18 protein-coding genes and 1 pseudogene are annotated in these 26,792 nt (G+C 53.7%); 15 read left to right on the top strand and 4 right to left on the bottom strand.

The annotated features are described in order from the left end of the window. Positions 1 to 67: 67 nt before the first annotated feature. From ACFOLF_RS08360 to ACFOLF_RS08345, 4 genes are read left to right on the top strand one after another with little or no spacing between them, the layout of a single operon-like run. On the top strand, positions 68 to 1,159 hold the full coding sequence (locus ACFOLF_RS08360) for an ABC transporter ATP-binding protein (RefSeq protein WP_210037975.1): 1,092 nt from the start codon (positions 68 to 70) through the stop codon (positions 1,157 to 1,159). Next, on the top strand, positions 1,152 to 2,834 hold the full coding sequence (locus ACFOLF_RS08355) for an ABC transporter permease (RefSeq protein WP_379114004.1): 1,683 nt from the start codon (positions 1,152 to 1,154) through the stop codon (positions 2,832 to 2,834). The genes ACFOLF_RS08360 and ACFOLF_RS08355 overlap by 8 nt, the downstream gene beginning before the upstream one ends. 36 nt (positions 2,835 to 2,870) lie before the next feature. Further along, on the top strand, positions 2,871 to 4,124 hold the full coding sequence (locus ACFOLF_RS08350; protein ID WP_210037974.1) for an extracellular solute-binding protein: 1,254 nt from the start codon (positions 2,871 to 2,873) through the stop codon (positions 4,122 to 4,124). Positions 4,125 to 4,152: 28 nt separating this feature from the next. Then, positions 4,153 to 10,362 (top strand): DNRLRE domain-containing protein, encoded by a 6,210-nt coding sequence (locus ACFOLF_RS08345; protein ID WP_210037973.1) that lies wholly within the window; start codon positions 4,153 to 4,155, stop codon positions 10,360 to 10,362. A 195-nt stretch (positions 10,363 to 10,557) separates the two neighbouring features. Here ACFOLF_RS08345 and ACFOLF_RS08340 read toward each other — a convergent pair whose 3' ends face one another. Genes ACFOLF_RS08340 through ACFOLF_RS08330 form a run of 3 tightly spaced genes read right to left on the bottom strand, consistent with a single transcriptional unit; the run spans position 10,558 to position 12,443 of the window. After that, on the bottom strand, positions 10,558 to 11,271 hold the full coding sequence (locus ACFOLF_RS08340) for a 2OG-Fe(II) oxygenase (RefSeq protein WP_210038094.1): 714 nt from the start codon (positions 11,269 to 11,271) through the stop codon (positions 10,558 to 10,560). Continuing rightward, complete coding sequence (locus ACFOLF_RS08335) at positions 11,264 to 11,812, bottom strand: methylated-DNA--[protein]-cysteine S-methyltransferase (RefSeq protein WP_210037972.1); 549 nt, start codon at positions 11,810 to 11,812, stop codon at positions 11,264 to 11,266. Before ACFOLF_RS08335 ends, ACFOLF_RS08340 begins: the two co-directional genes overlap by 8 nt. Next, positions 11,796 to 12,443 carry a bifunctional transcriptional activator/DNA repair enzyme AdaA gene (locus ACFOLF_RS08330; protein ID WP_210037971.1) on the bottom strand — a complete coding sequence of 216 codons (648 nt, stop codon included), beginning with the start codon at positions 12,441 to 12,443 and terminating at the stop codon, positions 11,796 to 11,798. The genes ACFOLF_RS08335 and ACFOLF_RS08330 overlap by 17 nt, the downstream gene beginning before the upstream one ends. Before the next feature lie 195 nt (positions 12,444 to 12,638). Here ACFOLF_RS08330 and ACFOLF_RS08325 point away from each other — a divergent pair, with 195 nt between their 5' ends. Both ACFOLF_RS08325 and ACFOLF_RS08320 read left to right on the top strand, forming a co-directional pair. Beyond that, positions 12,639 to 13,412 (top strand): hypothetical protein, encoded by a 774-nt coding sequence (locus tag ACFOLF_RS08325; RefSeq protein ID WP_210037970.1) that lies wholly within the window; start codon positions 12,639 to 12,641, stop codon positions 13,410 to 13,412. A 162-nt stretch (positions 13,413 to 13,574) separates the two neighbouring features. Beyond that, positions 13,575 to 14,462 carry a DMT family transporter gene (locus ACFOLF_RS08320; RefSeq protein WP_210038093.1) on the top strand — a complete coding sequence of 296 codons (888 nt, stop codon included), beginning with the start codon at positions 13,575 to 13,577 and terminating at the stop codon, positions 14,460 to 14,462. A gap of 138 nt (positions 14,463 to 14,600) precedes the next feature. Here ACFOLF_RS08320 and thrC read toward each other — a convergent pair whose 3' ends face one another. After that, positions 14,601 to 15,998, bottom strand: a complete 1,398-nt coding sequence (gene thrC / locus ACFOLF_RS08315) for a threonine synthase (protein ID WP_210037969.1) — start codon at positions 15,996 to 15,998, stop codon at positions 14,601 to 14,603. 230 nt (positions 15,999 to 16,228) lie between these two features. Here thrC and ACFOLF_RS08310 point away from each other — a divergent pair. From ACFOLF_RS08310 to ACFOLF_RS08270, 9 genes and pseudogenes are all read left to right on the top strand, one after another. After that, positions 16,229 to 16,744 (top strand): annotated as a pseudogene (locus tag ACFOLF_RS08310) (TerD family protein); the annotation flags it as partial. A gap of 69 nt (positions 16,745 to 16,813) precedes the next feature. Next, positions 16,814 to 17,488: a vWA domain-containing protein gene (locus tag ACFOLF_RS08305; protein WP_379114112.1), complete on the top strand. Its 675-nt coding sequence runs from the start codon at positions 16,814 to 16,816 to the stop codon at positions 17,486 to 17,488. A 325-nt stretch (positions 17,489 to 17,813) separates the two neighbouring features. Then, complete coding sequence (locus ACFOLF_RS08300; RefSeq protein WP_210037967.1) at positions 17,814 to 19,616, top strand: cache domain-containing sensor histidine kinase; 1,803 nt, start codon at positions 17,814 to 17,816, stop codon at positions 19,614 to 19,616. Continuing rightward, complete coding sequence (locus ACFOLF_RS08295; protein ID WP_210037966.1) at positions 19,594 to 21,162, top strand: response regulator transcription factor; 1,569 nt, start codon at positions 19,594 to 19,596, stop codon at positions 21,160 to 21,162. Before ACFOLF_RS08300 ends, ACFOLF_RS08295 begins: the two co-directional genes overlap by 23 nt. Before the next feature lie 323 nt (positions 21,163 to 21,485). Further along, positions 21,486 to 22,841 carry an ABC transporter substrate-binding protein gene (locus ACFOLF_RS08290; protein ID WP_210037965.1) on the top strand — a complete coding sequence of 452 codons (1,356 nt, stop codon included), beginning with the start codon at positions 21,486 to 21,488 and terminating at the stop codon, positions 22,839 to 22,841. 122 nt (positions 22,842 to 22,963) lie between these two features. Continuing rightward, positions 22,964 to 23,857, top strand: a complete 894-nt coding sequence (locus ACFOLF_RS08285; RefSeq protein WP_379114006.1) for a carbohydrate ABC transporter permease — start codon at positions 22,964 to 22,966, stop codon at positions 23,855 to 23,857. Between the two features lies 1 nt (position 23,858). Further along, a complete protein-coding gene (locus tag ACFOLF_RS08280) occupies positions 23,859 to 24,689 on the top strand; it encodes a carbohydrate ABC transporter permease (protein WP_379114008.1) in 831 nt (276 codons plus the stop codon). A gap of 531 nt (positions 24,690 to 25,220) precedes the next feature. Beyond that, positions 25,221 to 25,601 (top strand): MerR family transcriptional regulator, encoded by a 381-nt coding sequence (locus ACFOLF_RS08275; RefSeq protein WP_210037964.1) that lies wholly within the window; start codon positions 25,221 to 25,223, stop codon positions 25,599 to 25,601. 30 nt (positions 25,602 to 25,631) lie between these two features. After that, a complete protein-coding gene (locus tag ACFOLF_RS08270; RefSeq protein ID WP_210037963.1) occupies positions 25,632 to 26,633 on the top strand; it encodes an oxidoreductase in 1,002 nt (333 codons plus the stop codon). Positions 26,634 to 26,792 lie beyond the last annotated feature (159 nt).

Below are 26,792 nucleotides of genomic sequence, written 5' to 3'. Positions count from 1 at the left end.
AGGCAGGCAGGATTTGCAGTTTGCCTGCTTGCCGCTTCTGGCCCGGAAGAACGCGAGGAGGCGCAAGATGGAAGTAAAGTTTCAACAGGTTACCAAAGCTTTTGGACAGGCGGCGGCTGTAGACAAGGCCGATTTTACCATCAAGGACGGGGAGTTTTTTACGCTTCTTGGTCCCAGCGGCTGCGGGAAAACAACGCTGCTCCGCATTATTGCCGGCTTTCACCGGCAGGATCAGGGCAATGTCTATTTCGGGACGCGCCTCATGAACGAGGTGCCGACGCATCTGCGGAATATCGGCATGGTGTTTCAAAATTACGCGATTTTCCCCCATATGTCCGTATTCGACAATGTCGCCTACGGGCTGAAGGCTCGCAAAGTGAAGAAGGCCGAAATCGAAAGCAGGGTCATGGAGGCGCTGAGGATGGTCGAGCTTCAACATTTGCGCGACCGTTCTCCTTCGGCCATGAGCGGCGGACAGCAGCAGCGGGTCGCCCTGGCGCGTGCGGTTGTCATTGAGCCGCAGCTTCTCCTGATGGATGAGCCGCTGTCCAATCTGGACGCCAAGCTCCGAATCAAGATGAGGGCGGATATCCGCGAGCTGCAAAAGAAGCTGAACATTACAACGGTGTATGTAACCCACGATCAGGAAGAGGCGCTGGCCGTATCGGACCGGATAGCCGTCATGCATGGCGGCGTCATTCAGCAGATCGGCAGCCCTGCGGAAATTTATGAGACGCCCGCCAACCGGAATGTGGCCCATTTTATCGGGACTTCCAATTTCATGGAAGCGGATGTGCAGGGATTCAACAAGGAAACCGGGCAGGCTGTTATTTCGTTGAACAACGGTTCTATGAGCCTGAAGCTGAAGCGGGCTTACCAGGGCAAGGTGCTGTTCTCCATCCGGCCGGAGAAAATCCGCATCGAGCAGACCATGAGGCACAGCATGCAGCTGCCGGCCGTGGTAGAGCAGGCGACCTTCCTGGGCGGCAAAAGCCACTATGTGGTCAGATCCGATTATGGCGAGCGCTTCGAGGTCGAGCAGCAGCTGACCGAGCAGGGCATGCTTCTCGAGCGGCAGCAGCGCGTATTTGTCGATCTGCAGCTTGACCGCGCGGTCATGTTCGACGGCAAGGGCGAGGAGGTTCTATATTTTGCATGATGGAACAGCCGGCCGATCGAAGCGGCCATGGCGGCGGAGATGGAAGTGGGATGTGTGGACGGTCGTGACGGTCGCGGCATTTGCCTTTCTGCTTTTTTTCATCGTTTACCCGTTGATTTCGCTGCTGCTCAGCAGCTTTTATGACCAGGAAGGACGCCTTACCCTCGCGAACTACTGGGATTTTGTGAGGCTGAAATATTACTATTCGGCATTATTCAACAGCTTCAAGGTATCGCTGCTGGCGACGCTGGCTGCCGTTCTGATCGGAGCTCCGCTGGCCTATCTGGCGGCGCGGTTCCAGATACGCTTCAAGGGTCTATTGAATATACTCATCATTCTTTCCTTTATGTCGCCGCCGTTTATCGGAGCTTATTCCTGGATTATCCTGCTGGGGAGCAATGGCGTCATTACCAGAATGCTGCACAGCATCGGAATTCCATTCGAATCGATTTATGGCTGGAAGGGCATTGTGTTCGTGTTCGCGTTGCAGTTTTACCCGCAAATTTACTTGTACGTATCCGGAGCGCTGCGGACGGCGGATTCGTCTGTGGAGGAAGCGGCCGACAGTCTGGGGATGCCGGCGGCAAGAAGAATATGGACCGTCACTCTGCCGCTGCTGCTGCCCACCCTCTCTGCCGGAACGCTGCTGGTGTTCATGGAATCGTTCGCCGATTTCGGTACGCCAATGCTGCTTGGACAGGGCTTCAAAGTACTGCCGATCATGGCGTACGAGCAGTTCGTCAACGAGATGGGCGGCAATCTGTCCATGGCCAGCACCATCAGCGCCATTATGATCGGCTGCTCGACAGCTGCGCTGTTCATTCAGCGGCATCTGGCATCGCGCAAAAATTACGCCACATCCGGAATGAGAACGCCGCAGGTCAAGCCCCTCAGGCCGGCGCAGCGCAATCTGTGGACGGCAGTCGCTTTTATTCCGGTCTGCATCTCCATTCTGCCGCAGGCAACCGTCCTCTTCACTTCATTCCTGGAGAGGCGGGGTCCGGTGTTTCACAGGGGCTTCAGTCTGGACAGCTATATCGATATCGGCTATAAAGTGCAGCAGGCGGTCCGCAATACGTTCACTTTCTCGCTTGCGGCCATGCTGGTTATTGTCGTGTTCGGCGTTCTCGTTTCTTATGTGCTGGTCAGAAGACCATCGCGCATCACGGCGTTTCTGGACGGGCTGATCATGATTCCCTACATCATCCCGGGGACGGTGCTTGGCATCAGCCTCATTATCGTCTTCAACAAGCCGCCGCTTATATTGACGGGTACCTGGATCATTCTCGTCATCGCTTATGTGGCGCGGAAAATCTCCTATACCATCCGTTCCAGCGTCGGGATTCTGCAGCAGCTGGACAAAAGCGTGGAGGAGGCGTCGATCAGCCTCGGCGTTCCTCCGATGAAGACCTTCTTCCGCACGACAGCGCGGCTGATGATGCCCGGGGTGCTGTCAGGGGCGATTATCAGCTGGGTCGCCGTCATTAATGAGCTGAGTACGACGATCGTGCTTTATCACGGAGGAACGGCAACGATATCGGTCAGCATTTACAGCGAGGTCATCAGCTCCAACTTCGGCACAGGCGCGGCTTTGGCTGCTATTCTTTCGGGATGCACGGTCATTTCGCTGATTATTTTCAACCGGCTGTCGAAGGGGAGCAAATTTACATTATAGCCAGACAGAGGTTTGCCAAGAAGGGGACGGTTGAACATGAGGCTTGGAAAGCAGCGGAATATGATAGTCATCATCGTCTGCCTTGTCATATGTGCCTCCGTCCTGTGGGGGCTGCAGGTCCAGAACCGCAGCCGTCCGCTTCAATATGAAATGCAGACGAGCGTATCGCTGACCGCCTGGATTTACAGCAGGCCCGTCGGAGCGCTGCTGACTGAGTTTCAAAGCCGTCATCCCGGGATCAATATCGAAGTGCGCGTATTTCGCTCGGAGGAACAGCTGCACGAGGAGCTGCTCGCCGCGATCTCCGCGCATATGCCCCCCCATATGGCGGAGATCAGCAGCTCTTCGGGCATTGCGGGGCTTGCCGCAACGGGAGAGCTGGCTGCCTTTGACGATCAACTGTCCAAGGACGAGAAGGGGGCGATTGATCCCGGCTTCACGGGAACCTTCGAGGTGGGCGGGCAGCTGTGGGCCATGCCTTACGGGGCGGTGGTCCCTCTGCTGTACTATAACGAGAATCTGCTCGGATTCTCGGGCATCTCCTCCGGAGTCAAATCCCTGACGTGGGACGAGATGGTCAAAATGGGCCTCAAGATGACACGGGATGTGGATGACGACGGTGTGACGGATATTTGGGGACTTGTAGCGGACCAGGATTCTCCCTGGTATTTGCGCAGCGCCGTTGATTCCGGCGGAAGCGGGTCCGCAGATGCGGCGGGCCATGCCTTTCGTTTATGGCATGATCTGGTATACAGCTACAGGCTGATGCCGCCGCTTAAGCATCATATGGCGTTAAGCGACTTCATCGACGGAACGGCCGGCATGCTGCTCGCCCCCTCCGACAGCAGGACGATGCTTGAGCAGTACATCGGCGGCACATTTGGCTTCGGCGTGCTTCCTTTTCCGCAAATCCAGGGAAGCAGCCCCACACCGGCGCAGGTGAGCGGATTCGTCATGCTGAAGTCAAATCCGGATACGGAACATATTGTACGGCAGATTGTCAGTTATCTGCTGGAGCCTGATATTCAGAAGCGGCTCCTGAACGAAACGGCAAAAATTCCGGTGCTGCGGGGCACAGTCGCCGGGCTGCTGAAGCAGAAGGCCGGATTGTCCGGGCGCGAACAAGCGATACTCGGCATCTCCGAAGGGAATCTGATTGTGGATGATTATACAGCTTTAAGCCAATCAAGGCGGGACTCCCTGACAGCGATTCAGGAAGAGCTCGAGAGTACGGAGGAGATCTGCTTCTCCTGCCTGAGTCAGGCTTATATGTCCGGCAGTGTTCATTAAACAAGCATTACACGGGAGGCAATCGATAATGAGAACAAGCTTACGCAGGGTATTGAACCGTTTATTCAGCGGCAGTCTCTCTGCCTTGTTGTTAGGGTCTTTACTTATTACAGCCATACCACAGTCTGTCAGCGCCGCGTTCGATGAAGGGAGCGCCGATGCCCTGCTGACGGGACTGTCGCTCAGCGACGGCACGCTGTCGCCGGTATTTGATTCGGAGACCGCCGACTACACCGCAAATGTGCCGGATGCGAACGGTCAGGTTGCAGTCACTCCGACTGCGGCGGATGCCGGGGCGGCAATAGCGGTATCGATGAACGGCGAGGCTTTCGCTCCTGTAGCGAGCGGCTCGGCAAGCGCACCGCTGAATCTGGAAATCGGCGCGAACGGGATTGCCGTCAAGGTCACGTCGGCAGACGGCGAATCAAGCCGGACTTATAAGATTACCGTTAATAAATCCGCCGTTGTCCTTCAGCAAGGCGTGGGCGGCTACAGCGGTCAGAAGGATGTCCACCTCAGCGAAGGAAAGCATAAGGCCAAGAATACAGGCCAGCACAATATGGTGGAAGTCGGGAATTACGACCCGTTAATGGCCGACCGGAAGTTTGGCCTGTTCCAGTTCGATATTTCTTCACTGCCGGCGGATGCCGACATCACGGAGGCGAAGCTGGAATTGAATCTAGCGGGCACCCGCGGACGGACCGACGCCAGATTTGACAAGACGCTGTTCCTTTATGAGGCTTTGGGCAATTGGGACGAAGGCACGGGAATAGGCTTCGACGGCACAGACGGATCGGCCGGCGTCATATGGGATACCATGCCGGCTTACGCCACGGAAGCTCTGGATTCCCAGCTTGTCGCGTCTGTGAACAATACGTGGTATGAATGGGAAATAACCGATTTGTTGAAAGAATGGAAGGACGGCGGCAAAACAAATTATGGAATGCTGCTGAAGGCGGAGGACAGCACGAGCGACGCGACGACCATTCCGTCGACAAAAGACTTTGCTTCCGCACAAAACAGCAATGCAACGATCAGACCAAAGCTGGCAGTAAACTATACGCTGCCGCTGCAGGGGATCAAGCTCGATGACGCTGCGCTTGCGCTTACAGTCGGTCAGGTACCGGTGAAAGTGGTTTCCTTTATCCGGCCGCTGAATGCGGAGACAACCGGGCTGCAATGGCTGTCCGATGACGAGAGCGTCGCAACAGTTGATTCTGACGGGCTGGTCACGCCGGTCGGAGACGGAGACACGGTCATACGGGCGGAAGTTTCCGACGGTGTCCATATGTATTCGGCCGAGGTGAATGTATCCGTGGAGGCTATTGATACGCGCGGCATATTGTCGGGATTGACGTTGAAAGGGGCGAACCTTGATCCGGGCTTCCTGCCGAAGGTTTTCGACTATGAAGCGGAGGTTCCGCTCAATGCGCGTCATATTACGATTACGCCGGTAGCGGCGGAAGCGGATGCTGTTATTACGATTGAGTCCGGCGGCGGGAGCTCTCAGGTTGTAGCCAGCGGCACAGCCAGCAAGCCGGTCGTGCTGACTGATGCCAGCGCCGACATTACGGTGCGGGTGCAGTCCGTTCAGGCCGGCGAGCCTGCCGAAACGATGCATGAATATCATATTGCGGTAAGACCGCGCCTGACAGGAGGCCGCGCAGACGAGGTCATCCGCCAATTTCTCAATCCGTATGGCCGCGTGCTCGTTGTCGCCCACCGGGGCAACTGGCTGAACGGCAAGCCGGAGAACGGGCTGAATTCATTCCTGGAATCCATCAACGAAGGCGTGGACATGGTGGAATTGGACGTCCGGACGACGAGCGACGGCGTTCCGGTGCTGATGCACGACGACAGCGTCAATCGTACGACAAACGGGACCGGCAGCGTGAGTAATTTGTCGCTGGCACAGATCAAACAGCTTTGCCTGAAGGACAGCAAGGGCGTCGTAGCCAGTCCCTGCGAGCAAGTGCCGACGCTGGAGGAAGCGATGACGCTCGCCAAGGGCAACATCATGGTCAATCTGGATATTAAAAATGCCAACTGGGACATCATGTGGGATATTCTGGAGCGAACGGATACGACGGACCATGCGCTTTACAAAACAAGCGGTTCGAAATCTTCGACGGCTGCCTTTATGAAACAGTTCGAAGGCTCCGCAACCGAGCCGCTGTTTATGCAGCTTACTTCCGAGCAAAGCACAGTAAACGATTTTTTAAATCCCGAAACGACACCTTTCAGGACCCATGCATTCGAGGTCAGCTTCGACAATGATAATCATCCGATCATGGATCCGGATTTTCTGAAGAGCGCGCACGACAAGGGCGCCCGAATCTGGGTCAATACGATCTTCTCGGTTCCCGGTATGGTCGGCCGTCATGGCGACTATGCCTTTCTAAGCGATCCGAACGCCGGCTTCCCTTGGCTGATCGGACGCGGAGTCGACATGATTCAGACGGACACGACCGCGCTGCTGCTGAAATATTTGGACGGCAAGCTTGGCGGAGGAACGCAGCCGCCTGTTACTACGAACACCATTACCCTGCAGCAGGGACTGGACGGCTACAGCGGCACAACGGATGCGCATATCATTAAACGGCCGTCTGCGGCCGGTTCCAATACGGGCAGCCACGGCGAGCTTGTCGTCGGCTACAATTCGGCCAGCGCGGATGACGGGAAAGAAGCGCTGCTGAAGTTCGATTTGTCCCCGATTCCCGAGCATGCCGTCGTGACCGGAGCGAGCCTGGATATGTTTCTTTTGCGCAATGGAGACGCTCCGAAGGACAAAACGATCTCCGTTCATAAGGTGAACGCGCCATGGGAGGAAGGAAGCGGAACGGGAGAAAACGGCACTGCAAACGCGCCGGGCGTCAATTGGAACAACAAGCCTGCGTTTGATTCGTCAGCTGTCGCTTCCAAGGTTGTAGGAATGACCGATCTGGAATGGTATTCATTCGATGTGAGCAAGCTGGCCGCCGGCTGGCTGAGCGACAGGACCAGCAATTACGGCCTGCTGCTCAAAGGCAGCGACACGGCTCCGGAGCAGCCGGTAAAATATTTTGCCTCCTCGGAAAATGCGTGGCAGAGCTGGCATCCGAAGCTGACGATTACCTACGTTATTCCCGCACTGTCGGTTGAGCTTTCATCTGCGTCGCTCACCATGCTGGCGGGAGAGCAGCAGACGCTCGCGGCTCATGTCCTGCCGGAGACGGCATTCAACCGCAATGTGATCTGGTCCTCGGATAACGAAGCGGTGGCACGTGTCGCGTCAGACGGAACCGTAACGGCCATCAGCAAGGGCATCGCGCATATTACCGTGACGACGGCGGATGGCGGACATACCGCAACGGCCGACATTACGGTGGAAAGTTCAGTCAACAGTGCGAATCTCGGCGGCTTGTCCTTCAGTCAAGGTGAACTGACGGAGTCATTCCAGCCTTCCGTGCTTCGCTACGCCGCGGCTGTTCCGGACAAAGTCAATGAAATAACCATCACGCCGTCCGCTGAGGATGAGCTGGCGAAGATTACAGTGGCGATCAACGGAAGCGAACCCGCAGAGGTGACCAGCGGGACGCCGAGCGCGCCGCTTCCATTGGCTGCAGGAGACAACCGGATTGAAATTACCGTAACATCGAAAGACGGCTTGTTGAAGCAAACTTATGAAATCACTATCGCCAAGCCCGCTATTATCGTTCAGGAAGGCTATGCCGGCTATGCGGGAACGGCCGATACCCAGCTGTCCGAAGGGGTCGGAGGCCAAGGGAACCAATACTTTAATTACAACCTCGGCGCGCAGGACAAATATGAGATAGGCTACTATAATCAGAACGTGGCCGACCGCAAATACGGACTTGTCCGTTTTGATAATTTGCCCGTTCCAGCGGGCGCGATCGTCACGGAAGCAACCTTGAATCTGTACTATTACGGCACGCGTACGGGATCCTCGGTCACAGATCCAAAAACCCTTTATGTGCATCCGGCAACCGCTCCATGGGTTGAGGGAGCAGGAGGAGCGCCCGGCACGAACGACGGCTCACCGGCAAGCGGCAATGAAGTGACATGGAACAATTTTATTACACAGGGCACGAATACGTACGACAACGGCTCTGCCGCTGCGCAAACCGTTGTATCCACGCTCAATCAATGGTATTCCCTGCCGATTACGGCACTGGTGAACGACTGGATCGCGAATCCGGCCGGCAACAACGGCATCCTGCTCAAGTCTAAGGACTATACGGCTCCCGAAGGCAGCATGGTTGGAGCCATGCAGTTCCGTTCCTCAGAGTACAGCGATGCGGAGCTGAGACCTTATCTGCGCATTGTGTACAAAATGCCGGCTGACGGTATCGAGCTGGATCAGCCCGCGCTTGATCTCGTAGTTGGCGGAGCTCCCGGCATGCTCTCAGCCATCGTGAAGCCGACCAATGCCATCGACAAGACCGTGATCTGGTCGTCGGACAATGAAGCGGTGGCGACGGTGGACCAGACAGGACAAGTAACCGCCGTAAGCGCGGGAACGGCCAGCATTAAGGCGGTCAATGTCAATGGAAATGCGGCTTCTGCCGTTGTGACAGTACGGGCTCAAGGCACGAGCTCGCAGCTTTCGGGACTGACCTTGTCCTCCGGGCAGCTTTACCCGGCTTTCTCGGCAGAGCAGATCGATTATACGGCGTTAATTCCGAATGAAGCCGGTCAAATAAGCGTTACGCCGGTATCGCCTGATCTCCACACGAAGATTACCGTCCAGGCGGGTGACGGAGAAGCCGTCGCCGTGGCAAGCGGAATGCCAAGCCGATTGTTCGCGGTCCAGAGCGGAATGGATCTGATCGTCCGCACTGTTTCCGAGGATGGGCTGGCATCTACGACCTATACGATTCATATCGTCAAGAAATTCGGTCTGAGCGCATTGGAAATTTCCGGCGGAAGCTTGTCACCTGTATTCTCGGCGGACGGATTTCAATATGCCGTCAACGTTGAGAACGAGACGGGAGCGGTAAGCTTCACTCCTTATGCGTTCGATCCGGGTGCGGTGATCTCGATCAGTTCCGGCAGCGCTCCTGCCAAGGTTGTCCCAAGCGGTCAACCGAGCGAACCGGTCGAATTAAGTCAGGGAGCCAATATTATCGGAATACGGGTGGAAGCTGCGAACGTTCAGGAAAGCAGAACCTACACGATCGCGGTGAACCGGAACGCTGCCGGCAATCCTGGTACAAACCCGGGTACCGATCCAGATACGGATCCGGATACAGATCCGGATACGAATCCGGGTTCAGGTTATTTTCCGTACCAGCCCGCTGCTCAACCGGGCTCGACTACAGTAAAACTGGCGGAAGAGCTGTCAGTAGACATTCCGGCGGAAAATGCGGGGACGAAGGTGACGCTGGAGAAGCTGGCAAGCGAAACGAACCGTGCTCCATTCCTTGCGCTGAGTCCGGTTTACCTGATCAAGAAGGATACCGCGCAAAAATTGCTCAAGCCGCTGACACTTACCTTCGCTTATGACGTCACTCAAGCGGATGAAGGCAGGGCCTCGGTATTCCGTTATGACGAGGCGAAGAAAAAGTGGATCGAGCTCGGCGGTGAAGCGCATGACGGGGTTATCTCGGTAGCCGCAGCCGAATTGGGCAAATTCGCGGTGCATCTGGTGAAAGCCGAAGCTCCGGCAGATGGGCCTTCCGTGCCGGAGAAACCGGCCGGTACGGGCACAGTATGGCCGGATCTGCGTAATCATTGGGCGGAGCAGGCGATGAAGGCTGCTGTAGACAAAGGTATATTGACAGGCTACGGCGATGGAAGCATGAGACCGGATGAACAGGTAACCAGGGCGCAGTTTGCCGCCATGCTCGTACGCGCGCTTGGTCTGGGCGATGCTTCCGGAAGTCCTGGCTTTACGGATAATGACGATGTTCCCGCATGGGCGAAAGCGAGTCTGAATGCGGCAGTGACGGCGGGTATTCTGACCGGATACACAGACGGCACCATTCGCCCGAACCAGATCATCAACCGTACCGAGATGACGGTCATGCTTATGAGGGCCTATCAGGAGAGCGGAGACAGCACGGGAGCTGCTTCGTTCACGGACGAATCGGATATTCCCCAGTGGTCCAAGCCCTATATCGGGAAGGCCGTCGAGCTTGGCGTCATTACCGGATATAACGGCAGCTTCAATCCTGGCGACACGGCGACAAGAGCCGAAGCCGTCAGCGTGCTGATGCGCATGATTGACAAGAAATAGCCAAGATAATAGAAACAACCCTCCTGAGCGGCTTTGGCCAGCAGGAGGGTTGTTTTTTTTACCTTATAGCAAGTATAAGTTTCACTCCTGTACATGCCTATAAGGTCTAAGGGAAGAAACTTGCTGCGCTAAAGGACGGCGACAGCCATTTCTTCTTGCATTTTTCCATATGGGGCAGCGCATCCTGGACAATTCCTATTTCGCATCGTGAAAAATAATCCCCAGACTGTATCGGGTTCCCGTGGCCACCGTGCTGACGCCATGCCGCAGCGTGGTTTTATAATAACCGCGCGTTCCCGAAACCGGCCGGTGATTAGTCGGGAAAATAAGACCCTCTCCTTGCTCCAGCGTGATGACATGTCCTCTGCTCTGCGCCCGCGGCCGCTGCTCCACCAGCAGAAACTCTCCGCCCGTGTAATCCGTTTCCCGCTGGTTGAGAGCGAATACGACCTGAAAGGGAAAGAACACCTTTCCGTATAAATCCTGATGCAGGCAGTTGTAGCCCCCGGCCTCGTACCGGAGAATCAATGGTGTAGAGCGCATCTGCTCCTCCCGATGGCATTGATCGAGAAATTCCGCCAGCTCACCGGGGTATGCGGCAGCATGTCCCAGCTGTTCAAGCCAGCGGTTGGCTGCTGCTGCCAGCTCCGGGTAAAGGGCTTCGCGCAGCTGCTGCAGCAAGTCCGGAAGGGGAGCGGCATAATATTTGTACTCCCCCATTCCGAACCGGTATCTGGCCATATCAATGGTGCTGCGGAAGAGATTGTCTTCCCCATAAGTGCCGATGATTTCTGTGCATGCCGCTTTAGTCAGCATGGAAGGAAGCTTCGCGTACCCGTGTTCATCCAACGACCGGTGAAGAGAGACCCAATCCAGACCGGTTATCCGTTCCCTGAGGCGGTCATGCATGCCGTGCTTCTCCATCAGCGAGCGCGCCATCCTGCTCCAATTGCAGCAGCCTTGTTTTCATGTCCAGCCCTCCGCGGTAGCCGGTCAAAGCTCCCCCCTTGCCGATTACTCGATGGCAGGGCACTGTAATCAGAACGGGATTCGCGCCAATGGCGGCTCCGACCGCACGCACGGCTGCGGGTCTTTCGATTTGATCGGCGATATCCGAATAGGATCTGGTTTGTCCGTAAGGAATGCTGCGAAGGGCGTTCCAAACCGCTAATTGAAATGGCGTTCCCGGAAAATCAAAGGGAGCTGTGAAGCTTGTGCGCGTCCCCTGCAGATATTCGATCAGCTCAGCCGCATAGGGCAGCAGCCTTTCATCATCGCGAATGAGCTCGCTGCCCGGTATGCGGGCTTTTGCCCAATCGGACAATTCCTCGAGGGGATGGTTTTGCGAGCCCACAAAACAAAGCCCTTCCGAAGTTGCTGCGATATGCAGGCTCCAATCCTCATGAATTAAGAGTGTCCAATAAACCGCGGTTTTAGTTTTGTTTTCCATTTCCAATAGCCTCCTTCATGGTTTGACGATAGCCTGCCGGCGTGAAGCCGGTTTTCTTTTTGAACAGGGTTATAAAATAAGACGTATTGCTCAAGCCGACGCCAAGACCGATATCGGCAATGGCCTTTGTCGTCGTACAGAGCTGTTCCTTGGCCTGCTCGATCCGTTTATGCTGGATGTAATCCACCGGTGTCATGCCCGTGACTTTCCTGAACGTCCGGTGAAGATGATAAGGAGTGCCGTGACTGATCGCTGCGAGAACGTCCAGTGTCAAATTTTCCATGTAATTCCGGTCGATATAATCGGTCACAACCGATATCCATTCATCATCCGGCAATCGCTGTCCGGTAGGCCTGCATCTTTTGCAGGGCCGGAATTTCCCGGATAACGCCTGCTCGGCGGTTTGGAATAAACCGATATTTTCTTTGTTTGGCGGTCTGGATTTGCAGGAGGGCCGGCAAAATATACCCGTGGTCTTGACCGCATAAAAAAATTGGCCGTCGTAAGAAGCGTCATTGTTGATGATCGCCTGCCATTTCTCATCGGTAATTGTTTCCGGGGATGACAGGCTGGCGTCATCATCCGGACGGCGGGACAGCTTCTCAGTCGCCTGTCTATTATTATTGGTCATTATGACTCACCACCTCTACGAATAGTATAACCCCGGGAACGGGCGTTTGTACGTCTTTTGGAATAGAACAGCAAGATAACGAAATTATCGGCTGGCAGGACGGCGACAGCCGTTTCTTCTCGCAATCAGGACTTATTGCTGACACATGCCTGTATTAAATTGATAGTGAACCAACATTCGAGAGGAGATTATACAATGAAGACAAAACAGATGATCGTTGCACTGGGTATTCTTCTGGTTGTCAGCTCAAGCACTGCCATAATTGTTTCTGCAGCCAAGGCGGCTCCCGCAGGGAACGTCAACACCGGGAACGAAGCAGATAAAAGGGTATGCGATGCAAAAGGCGGTCCGCCCTCTAGACCTGCCAAAGGCGTAAAAGCATCTGTGCCGCCTGCCGGAGGGGTAAAAGCACCACACGCTGCTGACACCGACACCGAAACATCAGCGGGCACAGCCAATGGCACCACGGCTGAAAATGGAGATACATCCGTAGTTATCTCAGGCGGTTTTGACACCGACCCTGTGGATCATGGCAGACCGGTTGTGCTCATAGCGGCGGCGCTTGGGGTCCCTACTGAAGTTTTTCGGGAAGCCTTCAGTGGAGTGACGCCGGCAGGGGCGGGCAGCGGCGGACCAACTGCTGAAGAAGCCCAGCAAAACAAAGCGGCTCTCCTTAAGGTTCTTGGCTCCTATGGAATCACCAATGAGCGTCTGGACGAGGTGTCCAACTACTATCGCTATAACGGCAGCAAAGGCGAAGTCTGGACAAGAACGCAGGCGGCAGCCACCGCAATCATTACCAATGGAGTTGTGACAGGCGTGAAGATCACGAATGCGGGAGCGGGCTACTCTTCAAATCCTGTCATTACTGTCAAGGGAGCGGGCGGTATAGTCACGGCGACAGCCACGATATCCTATACGGAAGACTTTAAAACCAACGGAAGCATTACGGCGATTACAATCAAGTAGTTCATGACAGAAACAGCGTTAAAGCGACTGGCGCCGGCCAGCCGCTTTAACGCTGTTTAAGTTATTTTTAAAACAAGGGTTTCACATCTCTTTTAGCGAATTAATAGGTTTGTGCCTTGCTGTGCCAGTCTATTTACAGGTTTTAGAGAAAGGAATTTGAAATTGAACCCCTTGAGGAAAAACGCATACGCAGTTGATTTTCTTTATGTACTAGGTATTGTTGCCATTTCTTTCTCCGCTATTTTTATTAAATGGTCGCAGGCAGAGGCTTCTGTCATAGCGATGTACCGGCTGTTTCTGACGAATCTGATTCTTCTCCCATTAATTTGGAAATATCGAGGGGAAATTGCCCGGCTTACTCTCCGGCAGTGGGGGCTGCTTCTGGTATCGGGGGCTGCGCTGGGGCTGCACTTTTTATGGTGGATGGGATCTCTCCAATATACGACCGTTGCCAGTTCCACGATTTTCCTGACACTCGAGCCCATTGTGGTCATGCTGGGGGCCTTTTATTTTTTTCGGGTACGTGCGAACCGGGTGATGCTGATTGGCATGGGGATCGCTCTTGTCGGCTCATTCGCCATAAGTGTCGGCGATTTTCGTTTATCCGGATCAGCCTTGTATGGAGATCTTCTTTCTTTTCTCAGCGTCCTTGCAGTCTCCATTCATATGCTCTTGGGCAAGGTCCTGCGGGAACATATCAGCGCTTATGTTTACAATTTTTGGGTGTTTGCATTCGCGGCCAGCTCGCTTGCCGTCTATAACGGATTTCATCATTTTCCATTCTGGGGGTACCCGCAAAAGGAGTGGGGACTTTTTCTGCTGATGGCCCTGGTTCCGACGCTGTTCGGCCATTATTTGTTCAACTGGCTGCTGAAGTATATGAACGCGGCTGCCGTATCGATGGCGGTTCTGGGGGAGCCGGTTGGAGCCTCCATTCTGGCCTGGCTGCTGCTTGATGAATTTCTGACGCCTCTCCAGGTGATTGCCGGGCTGTTCATTCTGGTTGGCGTCTATGTATTCATCCGTTACGGCAAGGAACCAAAACCCTGACTAATCTATTACAAGATCCGGTTTATCCAGAATAAAGGGGCTGCGGCAGAAGGAATTCCCTTCTGCCGCAGCCCCTTTCAGGTCCATTAAAATGTCATTATGCTCTGCCGCCAGAGGACGGCTTCAGCCGCTTCTTTTTCAGCCTGTATAGAAAGCTTCCAGCTCGCGGACAACCGCTTGCAGCGAGCCGTCTACGCGGGTCTGACGCTGCGGCTTCTCGAAGAGCGCCGCGATCTGCTCCGGGAACTGCTGCTCGATCCCGGTCAGTTCAATCGCTTCATTAAACTTCGCCGGATGTGCGGTTGCCAGCGAAATGATGATTTGGTCCGGTTCCCCGTTATATTTGTCCGCTGCCGCAACGCCGCAGGCGGAATGAGGATCGAGCAGATAACCGGCAGCCTCTTTATACTGCTTGATCGTATTCAGGCATTCCTGCCCCTGTACGCCATGCGCGCCGAATTCCGCCTGTACCTTGGCTAGCGCTTCGCCGGTGATGACGATTTCGCCATCAGTCTTGAACTGATCCATCAGCCGGCGGATTTGCGCCGCATCTTGGTCAAGCACATAATACAGGTAGCGTTCAAAGTTGCTTGCGACCTGGATATCCATCGACGGGCTGTATGTCGCCCGGAAATCTCCCGGTTTGTACACGCCCTCCAGCACAAACCGCTCCAGGATATTATTTTCGTTCGTCGCCAGAATCAGCTTGCCTACCGGCAGGCCCATCCGTTTCGCCAAATATCCCGCAAAGATATCGCCGAAGTTGCCGGTTGGAACGCTGAAGCTGACCTGCTTCGCGCCCGTTTGCTTCGCTACCTGGAAGTAAGCGTAGAAGTAGTAGACGGTCTGTGCCATGATCCGCACGAAATTAATCGAATTGATCGCGGCAAGGTGATGGGCGGCCTTGAAGTCCAGATCGGCGAACAACTCCTTGATCATCCGCTGGCAGTCGTCGAAATTGCCGTCGACCGACAAATTCAGCACATTGTCATCCAATACCGTCGTCATTTGCAATTCCTGCACCTTGCTGACTTTGCCGTGCGGATGGAGAATGCAAATTTTGATTCCTTCCTTGCCCTTCACGCCTTCGATAGCTGACGCTCCGGTATCGCCCGAGGTCGCGCCAAGAATGTGAATCTTCTTGTTCTGCTTCGCTGCAACATACGTGTATAGTTGGCCCATGAACTGCAGGGCGATATCCTTGAAAGCAAAGGTCGGACCGTGGAACAGCTCCAGCAGGTACAAATCATCCTTGAGCTTGCGTACCGGCGTTACTTCCGGATCACGGAATGTCTCATAGCTGGCATGGACAAGCTCCTTCAAGTCCTGCCCGGGAATTTCCCCGTTCGTGTAAAGCGCGAATATTTCCAGCACCAGCTCCTGATAGCTGAGCTCCTGCCATTTCTTCAATGTTTCCGCCGATACGACCGGTATTTCATGCGGCACCAGAAGGCCGCCGTCATCGCCGAGCCCCATCATAAACGCATCGATAAACCCTATTTTGCCCACATTTCCTCTTGTACTGATAAACTCCATCCGTGTCTCCTCCTGCATTCGAACAAGTAGTCAATAGTTAGTTAAAATCATATCATCGTTTGCCCAAATAAAAAAGGCTGTATCCGAAACAAAGCCAGCCGCCGGGCGACAGCATCGCATATATTCGCGCGCCAAAATCAGCTATAATAAGAGCAGATTTTCCTTAATCATACAGGATTGGACAGCGTTTCTCAAAGTGCAATTATCGTATTCAGGAAGGGGCTGTCAGCATGCTGTTATCGAAGGGACAAAAGGCAGACGTTACAAAGGGACGGGAGCTTGCCGCAATCAGCCTGCGTTTCGGCTGGTCAACAAGCCAAGCATCAATGAGCATAGATGCTGCCGCTTTTCTGCTTTCGGACCGCAGCCGCTGTGAGAGGGATGAGGATTTCATCTTTTATGGCAATCCGGCTGCCGGGAACGGAGCTGTTTCGCATGCAGCGATGGATGCGGCAGACAAGGAATCCATTACCCTATCTCTGGCCCGCATCACGGCGCAAACAGCGAAAATTGCGTTTACCGTCACGATTCATGAGGGTGAGCGGCAGGGTCATTTTATGCAGGAGGTATCGGGCTTGTATGTCCGGCTCGTGGATGAAAGCACGGGAGAAGAGCTGCTGCGGTTTGATTACGGCGCTGAGTATACCAGGGAAACGGCTGTTGTCGTCGGGGAATTGTACCGGAATAATGGGGAATGGAAGTTTAATGCCATTGGCAGCGGATTCTACGGGGGACTTGCAGCGTTATGTACGAATTTCGGCCTTGAGATCGAGCCTGCGGTCTCCGAGGCTGCGGCTGCGGCAGAAGAGGCGGTAATGAAGCCGATTGATCTCCGCAAAAAGCAGGTTCAGATCATTCTGGAGAAGAAGAAGCTGGTTCATGTCGTGGCCAGAGTGGGAATTGTGCTCGACATCACGGGCTCCATGCAGGCTTTATATAAAAATGGGACCGTGCAGGAAGTGGTTGAGCGCATCTTGGCGGTTGCCTGCAAATTTGATGATAATGCAGCGCTTGATGTTTGGGTATATGATACGCATTTTAGCCGCTTGCCTTCGGTGACAGAAAGTGATTTTGGCGATTATGTGCAAAAACAGATTCTGGATAATACGGCCATCCATAAGTTTGGCCGCAATAATGAGCCGCCGGTTATGGAGGATGTCATACGCAAATATACGGTGGAAGAGGATGACGGGACCCCTGTATTCATCATATTCATTAACGATGGCGGTGTTGTGAAGCCCACCAGGAAAGTCATTAACGCAGCTTCGGTGCAGCCGATTTTCTGGCAGTTCGTCGGCATCGGCCAATCGGACTTTGAGGTGCTGAAGCAGCTCGATACAATGGAAGGGAGAGTCGTGGACAACGCGAGCTTCTTCCATTTGGACGATATCGCTGCGATATCTGACGAGATGCTGTATGAGCAGCTTTTGAATGAATTTCCAAGCTGGCTTGCGGCTGCCAGGGAGAAACGGATTATCCGCTCCAGATGAAATGGAAAGACCTTATTCGCAATTCCTGTCCCGCCGATCGCGCTGATTGGTGGGATTTTATTTTAAAATGCAAAACAAGTTAATATTTAACAATAATTATATTATATGTAATCGAAAAGGGGTTTGCTGTACCTCCAAAGGACGAAAATACCGGTTTCTTCTTGAGCATATGCATGGGCCGGATACAGCCACTCTTTCCACTGCCTGTTCAGCAACTGTTTCCGGACATATAGCCGAAACCCCGGCAACTCTGGTACACTATAGAAAAATTTTGAGAATGATATCGTTTTCTTATTGATTACCGGGGGGAAGGAGGCAGCTATAGATGCATGCAGGTTGGCGTCTTTCGATACGGCGCAGCATTTTTATCAAATTCAGTCTCGCTTTTATTCTGGTCGGGCCCATCCCGATCGCATCGCTTGGCTATTGGTTGCTGGATTCATTCTCCACCCAGGCGGAGCGTTACAACACAAGCAATCTGGAGCAGATGATGCTTTACTTGTCCAAAAATTCAAACCAGGTGATCGATGAATACGATAACCTGTCCAAGCTGATGTATACGAACCCGGACCGGTACAATCAGCTGTACGATGTGCTGAATGCGACAGGTGTAACAGCGGATGCGCAGCGAAACACCGTTATGGACGATTTTCTGAAAACAATCATCAGCTCCGACCGGTATATTCAGAACGCCCTGTTTATCGATGGAGGCAGGGACTTGATCTATACACAAAGCAGGCAGTCCAAGCTGTTTGAGGAATCTGAATTCCGCAGTCTCAATTGGGGGGAAGAAGCCAAAACCAATTTGAAAGGGCTGAGCTTCTTCTCGACTCATCCGGAGCAGTACTATTTCGGCTCCAAACGGCAGGTTGTCACGTTCGCGCGTAATCTGATCGACAAGAGCACAACGCTGGAAGGCCATCCGCATGTGCTCGGCACGCTGTATTTCGATGTGGATTTGAATGTGTTCGTCAATCTGCTTGCGGACATCAATTTGAATGACGAGGATATCATCCGGATCGAGACGTCGAGCGGCACCGTCGTATACGAAAATCACGGCCAGGATATCGGCAGGCCCGCCGATCCGCGGGCGGAGGAAGGTGATCCCGCTATGACGATCGCCTACGATCAGCCCATCTCCAGCATCGGCCTCATGCTTAAGGGGCGCTTCTCCAAGCAGGAAATGAACAACCGGTTGTCTCAATTCCAGGATGCACTCGTCTTCGCCTTGGGCGGCTGCATTGTTCTGCTTGTGGCTCTTGCAATCGTTTTCTCGCGGCGGTTCACCAAGCCGATTCTCAACGTCATCCGTCAGATGACCAAGATGGAGTCGGGAAATTTGAATATTCAGGTGCCGGTCAAGTCGGAGGATGAAATCGGCCAGCTCGCCCATGGCTTCAACCGGATGGCCAAACAGCTCGAACAGTTTATCAAAGAGGCGTATCTGGCGGAAATCCGCAACAGGCAGTCGGAGCTGAATGCGCTGAAAAGCCAGATCCGGCCCCATTATTTGTACAACACGCTGGAAGTGATCCGGATGTGCGCAGTGACGAGCGACAATATGAGAGTGGCCGATATGATCCATTCCCTCTCCAATCAGCTCAAGTATGTCCTCGATTACGGAGAGGATCTGGTGACGCTTGCGCAGGAGATGGATCATGTCCAGAATTATTTCCGTCTTATCCGGATCCGCTTCGATGACACGATTCAGCTCGAAATTAACATGGATGAAGATATTCCTTTAAGCTCGCCGATGCTGAAGCTGTCCATTCAGCCTCTGATCGAAAACGCGGTGCAGCATGGCATCCTGCCAAATGGCGGATGGGGGAAGATCCGCGTGAATATTGTGCGAACGGACCAGAATCGTCTCACGGTAACCGTCATTGACGACGGTATTGGAATGGAGGAGAGCAAGCTGCATCAGTTGTCGAGCTATCTGAAGGGCTTGCCCATGGACAGCGAACGGCTTCATGTAGGACTCAAAAACGTCCATGACCGTCTCTCTTCCCTGTTTGGCCACGCTTACGGCCTTGCGATCAACAGCATTCCCTATGTAGGCACATCCGTCCGCTTCAGCATACCGCTTGTGAAGGAGGAGACCGACCATGCTAAACGTTCTGCTGGCTGATGACGAGCCGTACATTATCCGCGGGCTGGCCAAGCTGATTGACTGGGAATCGCTCGGCTTTACAATCATCGGGGAGGCTTATAACGGCAAGGAGCTGCTGAGCTCGATCGAACGGAGCCTGCCCAGTCTTGTTATTGCCGATATATCGATGCCGGGCATGACCGGCATTGACGTACTGAAGGAAATCCAGTCCCGCGGACTGCCGACCAAGGTTATCTTCGTCAGCGCTTATCAGGAATTCTCGTATGCCAAGGATGCTGTATCGTACGGCGCCGTTGATTATCTGGTTAAACCGGTCGACAGAGCCAAGCTCGAGGAGGTTGTTATGCGGACGGCGGCGCTTATTCGCGAGTCAACCGTACAGGTGACGGCGCAAAGCCGGCTGCAGGTGTTCGAGCAGCAGCAGCAGCAGCAGCGTATCGGTGAATTGTTCGAACGGCTGACCGACCGGGAGCGGCTCGGCGATCTGGCTGAAACAGCCCGGGAACTCGCCGGGAAGCATCCCGGGAAGTGCATCTCGGTTATCCTCGTAAAGCCGGATGAAAGCCCCGAGACATCGGGCCGCTGGGCCGAAGGAGAATGGAAGCTGCTGCAGTTCGCAGCGCAGAATGTTATGGAGGATACGGTCCGGGAAATCGGCGTGGGCTGGGTAGTGCCGAAACGGGAATGCGTCTATGCGATTGTCGCGTTCAGCCCTCAGGAGGCTGAGACAGCGGCACGGCGTATGCTGGAGAGATTGAACCGCTTCCTGAAAGTCCATGCTGCCGTAGGCACTGCGGGGCCGGATTCTCTGGACCGGCTCGGAGAAACCTATAAGCGGGCGGAAGATGCGGCCGCATTCCAATTTTTCGTCGGCGGCAACCGGGTGTTTGCCGATGCCGCGCTGCCTGCGGCGCCTCCGCGGGCGATGCGCACTCCGGAGGAGCTCGAGTCCGAGCTCGTCAAGGCGATGGGAGCCGACCGGGCGGAGGACAGGGAGCTGCTGCTCGCAGGCTGGCTGCAGGCGGTCCGCTCCTTCTCCTGGGGCAACCGGGAATATGCGGTGCAGCTTGGATTGACGACTCTGATTTCATGCTACCGGGAAGCGTTCCGTCTGGGCAAAATCTCCGAGGCAAGAGATGAGAGCGTGCTTGCCCCAAAGCTGCGGGGCTTCGAGACGCTGGATGAGCTCGGCAACTTCGTGCGGCTGGAGCTCGAACGTCTTCAGGGAACCCATTCCGGCAAGTCCGTCGGGAAGGAGGCGGCGCAGCTGAAGCAGGTGAGGGAATATATTGCCTCGCATTACGCCGAGGAGATTAACCTGGAGAGGATGGCGGCGCTCGTATATATGAACGCATCCTATTTCAGCAGCTTTTTCAAGAAGCATACCGGCCAGAATTTCAAGCAGTATGTGACGGAAATCCGGATGCAGCATGCGCTTCGCATGCTTCTGCAAACCGACAGTATGGTTTATGAGGTTGCGGAGCGCGTCGGCTACAACAATGCCAGGCAGTTCAGCGATATGTTCAAAAAGCATTACGGCAAGCTGCCGAACGAGTACCGGTAACGCCATTCGACTGCTGTGCATGCTTAAGCGGCCCCCGTCATGCCCGCCAGAGACGAACGCCCGGAAGAGGCGGGCGTTATGAAACTGCAGGACAGCAGGCAATCAGCTGCGGCCCCCTCGCCCGAGGGGGTTTTTGGCATGTTCGTTTCAGTCTGCCAATAAATGTTCCAAAAGAAACTGCATACCGCTCTCGAAAAACCGCATTTAAGCGCTTTGCCGTGTATGGTACTTTTAAGAAGCAACAAGGATGTCCTTGCCGACAGCGCGCATCGGCAAACCGCATGAATTCTTGCATATGTGATAAAAGGGAGGCTTTTAAAGAAATGAGAAAAAAATTCACCTGCTTGCTTCTGGCCGTTGTGGCCAGCTGTTCGCTGATCCTGAGCGCTTGCGGAAGCAGCGGGAACAATGGCGGCACTTCTGGCAATGAGGCGTCAAACGCGAATCAGCCCGCTGCGGGAAATGAGCAGGCCGATAAGAAAGTGACGATGAATTTCGTATACGCCGGAGGCGATCCCGCTACGAAACAGGCGATTTCCGATGCGGTTAACGCATTTACAAAAACGCATCCAAACATCACCATCAACCAGGAGCCCTCCGGCTCTGGCCCCTATGCCGACTTTCTGAAGACCAAGGACGCCGTCGGCGAATTTCCGGATTTTCTGGAGATGCGCGACACGCAAATCTATGCGGACGCCGGCAAGCTGGCAGAGCTGCCAAGCGACCTGGTGGAGCTGATTGATAATGCCCCGAAGGTGAATGACAAATATTACGTGCTTCCATTCACCAGCGTAGCGCCGAACGGCATCATCTACAGCAAAGCCTTGTTCGAGAAGGCAGGCATTACGGCAGAACCGAAGACGTATGATGAATTCCTGGCCGACACTCAGAAAATCAAGGATCTGGGCGTATCGCCAATCGTCATCGGCGGCAAGGATGTCTGGCATATGGGATTCTGGGTCAATAAATACCTGATGGATCAAGTGTTTATCCAGAACCCGGACTGGAACGCACAGCGTTCTGCCGGCAAAGTGTCCTTCACGGACGCCAATGTTGTCAGCGCCATGAAGGATTTCACGGAGCTGTTCGATAAAGGCTTTGTGGATAAAGGCTGGCTCAGCACAGCCGACAACCAGACGGCTTCTCTGCTCACATCCGGTAAAGCGGCCATGCTGTACTCCGGACCCTGGATGTTCCCCACCATTGCAGAAGCGGATCCGAGCTTCGAATTCGACTTCTTCCCGCTGCCTGACCGCGAAGGAAACCTTATTGTGAACGGCTTGTTGTCCCCGCAAGGCTTGTCGCTGTCGGCGGAAGCGGCGAAGGACCCGGATAAAGCGGCTGCTTTCTCGGAATTTGTAAAATTCTTCTTCTCGCCTGAGCAATACGGCAATTACCTGAAAAGCGCCAACGCCATTCCATCCACAAAAGAAAAAGTAACCTACGAGGCCTCTCCGCAGCTGCAAAAGGTCATCGATCTTATGGCTGACCCCAATGTCAAGAAATCGGCGACGATTAACGGCTTCTGGGGAGAGAACCAAATCCCGCCGCAGTTCCGCGACTGGTTCTACAAGCTCGCGCAGCAGTGGGTATCGACCGGCAAGCCATCCGTCGAGGACGCGATGAAAATGGCGGACGAAGAGTGGGATAAAGAAGTGAAAGCGAAAAATCAAACCTAAAAAAAGAACCGGATTCATAAGGCCCCTTCTTTATTTGAAAGAGGAGGGGCTTGATCCAGGGGAGAATAGTGCGATGGGAAACCAAACTGCAAACAAAGCGATTACCGAGGGGGCAACCAGCCGTGAAGAGCAATAGGAAAGCCCGCTTCGACCTTCATTATTACCTGTTCCTGCTGCCGGCCTTCCTGCTGTTCACCGGATTTATCGTCGCACCGGCCATCAGCAGCATCTATTACAGCTTTACGAATTTTGACGGTGTCAATCCGGCAACGATGAATTTTATCGGCGCTGCGAATTATAAGGAAATGATCGATAGCGACAGGGTTCATAATGCATTTAAAAATACGATAATTCTGACTGTAAGCCTGATGATTCTGGAGAATATCGTCGCGCTTGTCCTGGCTGTTCTGGTCGATCAGGTGCGGTGGTTCAAAAATTTCTTTCGCAGCGTATTTTATTTGCCTGTGCTGATCAGCGGGATCGTGATGGGCTTTATTTGGACCATCCTTTATAATTTCAACTTCGGTGCCATCAACCAGATTCTGACGAAGCTCGGGCTTGAATCATGGGCAATCGATTGGCTCGGCGATCAGCGCTACACGATGATTTCGATTATTGTCGCCACCGTTTGGAAGGGTGCCGGTTATTATATGATCATTTATCTGGCCGCTCTGCAGGGCGTGCCGCAGGATTTGGGAGAAGCGTCGCGTATTGACGGAGCAAACAGATGGCAGCAGTTCCGCCATGTCACCTTTCCGCTGCTCGCGGGTGCCGTCACCGTCTGCATGACGCTTGCGCTCATTAACGGTCTCAAAGTATTTGACCAAATCGCGGTCATGACGGACGGAGGACCCGGCTTTACATCGGAAACGATGACTTACATTATATACAAGGTCGCATTCGCCGAAGGACGGCAGGGATTTGGAACGGCGCTCGCCATTGGTTTGTTCGCGCTGATTCTGATCACCACCGCCATCCAAACCTTCATTCTGCGCAAACGGGAGGTGCAGCTCTAAGTTGGCGAACCGCAAACGGGCAGGGGAAGCCCTGCAAATGCTCATTCTTGTCGTCCTGTCGGTGATCTTCCTGTTTCCGCTCTATTTCAGCTTTATCTCCGCCTTCAAAACGAACGGGCAAATTCTGAACGATTCCATGAAGCTGCCGACCAGTCTCTATCTGGACAACTTTCGTTTCTTGTTCCAGGAAACGAAATTCGTACAGGCGATCTTCAACACCACTTATCTGACCATCACCTCGATCATCGGCATGATTCTCGTGATCCCGATGGCAGCTTACGCACTGGAGCGCAAGGAATCCAGGCTGAGCAATCTGCTTTATTTATATTTCCTGATGGGCCTCATGATCCCGTTCCAGATCTACATGGTGCCGCTGTTCCGGGAGATCAACTGGCTGGGGCTTTACGGTTACTTATCAAGCCCGATCATCATCTATGTCGCCGGTTCCATCAGCTTCGGCATTCTGCTTTATACGAGTTTTCTGAAAGGGGTGCCGCGGGAAATCGAGGAAGCGGCGCAAATCGACGGAGCAAGCCGGATGGGGATTTTCTGGCGCATCGTTTTCCCTCTGCTCGCGCCCTGTACAGCCACATTGATCGTACTCAACGGCATTGGCATATGGAATGATTTCCTGCTTCCGCTGCTGATGCTTCCGGGTAACGGCGCCAAGACGATCAATGTGGAGATTTTCTCCTTCGTCGACCAGTTCGCGTCGCGCTGGGATATCGTGTTCGCCGGAACAGTCTGCGCGATTTTACCGCTCATCGTCGTTTTTGTCTTCCTGCAGCAGTATTTTGTGAAGGGGATCTCGTCGGGGGCGACAAAGGGGTAAAAGGTAAAAGGTAAAAGGGAATATTCATAAGCCATCTCCGCCAGCCGGCCAATGAAGCGGGAGTACGGAATCTGACAGCAGATTCCGCGCTCCTGTTTTTTTATCCTTTCAAAATGAAGGAAGCAGCAATTCTGTCTAAAACGGTCAATTTTGCGGCGTACAGTCTAGCAATTATAAGTTCAATTATGCCCAAAGAAGGCGAAAAAGAAGATGCCATTGGGCTTACCGGACGCTGAAGGTATTGGCGGCGAAGCATATTGTGGAGAGTGCAGCAGAGAATGCGTTCCATCCTTCCGATGTCACCAATAGATTTGGGATGCCAGGCTGCATCCGACAGTTTGGCGAAGGGGCTGGATGAATAAACCAGAACCTTGCGGGGAAACTAACCAGCAGGTCTGTCCTATTCCTGATGCTGGAACGGTTCAAGCATATGGTTGAATTATCCACTTGACTTGGAGTGAACTCCAGATTGTATCATGAAGGAGCTATGCCTTATATCAGATCACGAACAGCAGAAAGGAGGATTGGAAAGTGGAGGAAACCTTCGCCATTGCAGAGTTTTCTAAGAGGACGGGATTGAGCCAGGACACAATCCGGTATTACGAGAAAATCGGGCTGCTGCCAGCACCCATGCGAAGGGCAAATGGACAAAGAGAATATGTCAAAATCGACTTGGACCGCGTACTTTTCATAACTCATCTCAAAAGAACAGACATGTCGCTGAAGAAGATTCTGGAGTATGTGACACGGTCAAAAGAAAAAGATTATGAGGAATGCTACAGCATTCTTGACGAACATAAGCAGCATATTGAATCTCAGCTCGCGGACATGCAGACTACTTTGGATATTTTGAAATATAAGCTGGATAACTTTCAGGCGTTAAAGACAGGCAAGCGAACTGAAGATTTATAAATAATAACGGCTTTATAAGGGAGATTAACGATGCAGACTCATAATAATGAAAGAACCAAACAAACCCCCATTAATTCCGGATTCGGCCCAAGGACGACTGCCCAGGAGGCTCTGGGCGGACAGAAACTAAGCGGGAAAATTGCAATTGTGACCGGCGGATATTCAGGTCTTGGACTTGAAACAACGCGTGTTCTTGCCGAAGCGGGAGCAACTGTTATTGTGCCGGCACGCACACTGGACAAGGCTGAAGCTTCCGTAGCGGGTATTCCAGGGGTGGAGATTGGGATATTGGATCTGATGAATCCGGCCTCTATCGACGCTTTCGCCCAGCGTTTTCTTGAATCGGGCCGCCCGCTGCACATCCTTGTTCATTCCGCCGGTATTATGGCGACTCCGTTAGCGCGTGACGGACGCGGCTATGAATCCCAATTTGCAACGAATCACCTGGGCCATTTTCAGCTTGCGGCGCGCCTCTGGCCGGCCTTGAAACAAGCAGAAGGCGCAAGGGTCGTGTCTGTCTCCTCGAGGGGGCATCAATTCGCCGAGGTTGATTTCAACGATCCGAATTATGAGCATCGGGAATATGATAAATGGATGGCCTATGGTCAATCCAAGACGGCTAACGCTTTATTTGCTGTTGAACTGGATAAAAAGGGCAAGGCTTATGGCGTCCGTGCCTTCTCCGTCCATCCGGGAAGCATCATGACTGATCTCGCTCGCCATCTAACCGATGATGAACTGCGCGCCATGGGCGCGATTGACGAGCAGGGCGAGCGGGGCTTCAAGGAAACCAACGATGAATTAAAGACCATTCCGGAAGGGGCGGCCACCATCGTCTGGTGTGCTGCCAACAAGCAATTGGACAACAAGGGCGGCGTTTATTGCGAGAATGTCGAGATCGCCGAGGCTATCCCGGCAGACGGCAGTCTCTTCGGGAAGCCGGGTGTATACCCTTGGGCTATGGATTCGGAATCGGCCGAGAAATTGTGGAATTTGAGCGAGGATCTGACCGGAGTGAAATTCACCATTTAAATATAGCTGCTGCTTGAGAGACTGGCTGCCGGAAATAGTTCCGGCAGCCTTTTTTTGCATGCCGGCAGAGCGGCTTATGTGGCTGGCAGCAGCTTTTTTTCTGTACAATAGGGTCAAATCGTGTCGGTGACCATCGTCTGAGAGTTCCGCCATCCCATC

The sequence above is a fragment of the Paenibacillus sepulcri genome, assembly GCF_042647105.1.
Lineage (GTDB): Bacteria > Bacillota > Bacilli > Paenibacillales > Paenibacillaceae > Paenibacillus_Z > Paenibacillus_Z sepulcri.
This window is presented reverse-complemented; position numbering and strand designations above follow the sequence as displayed.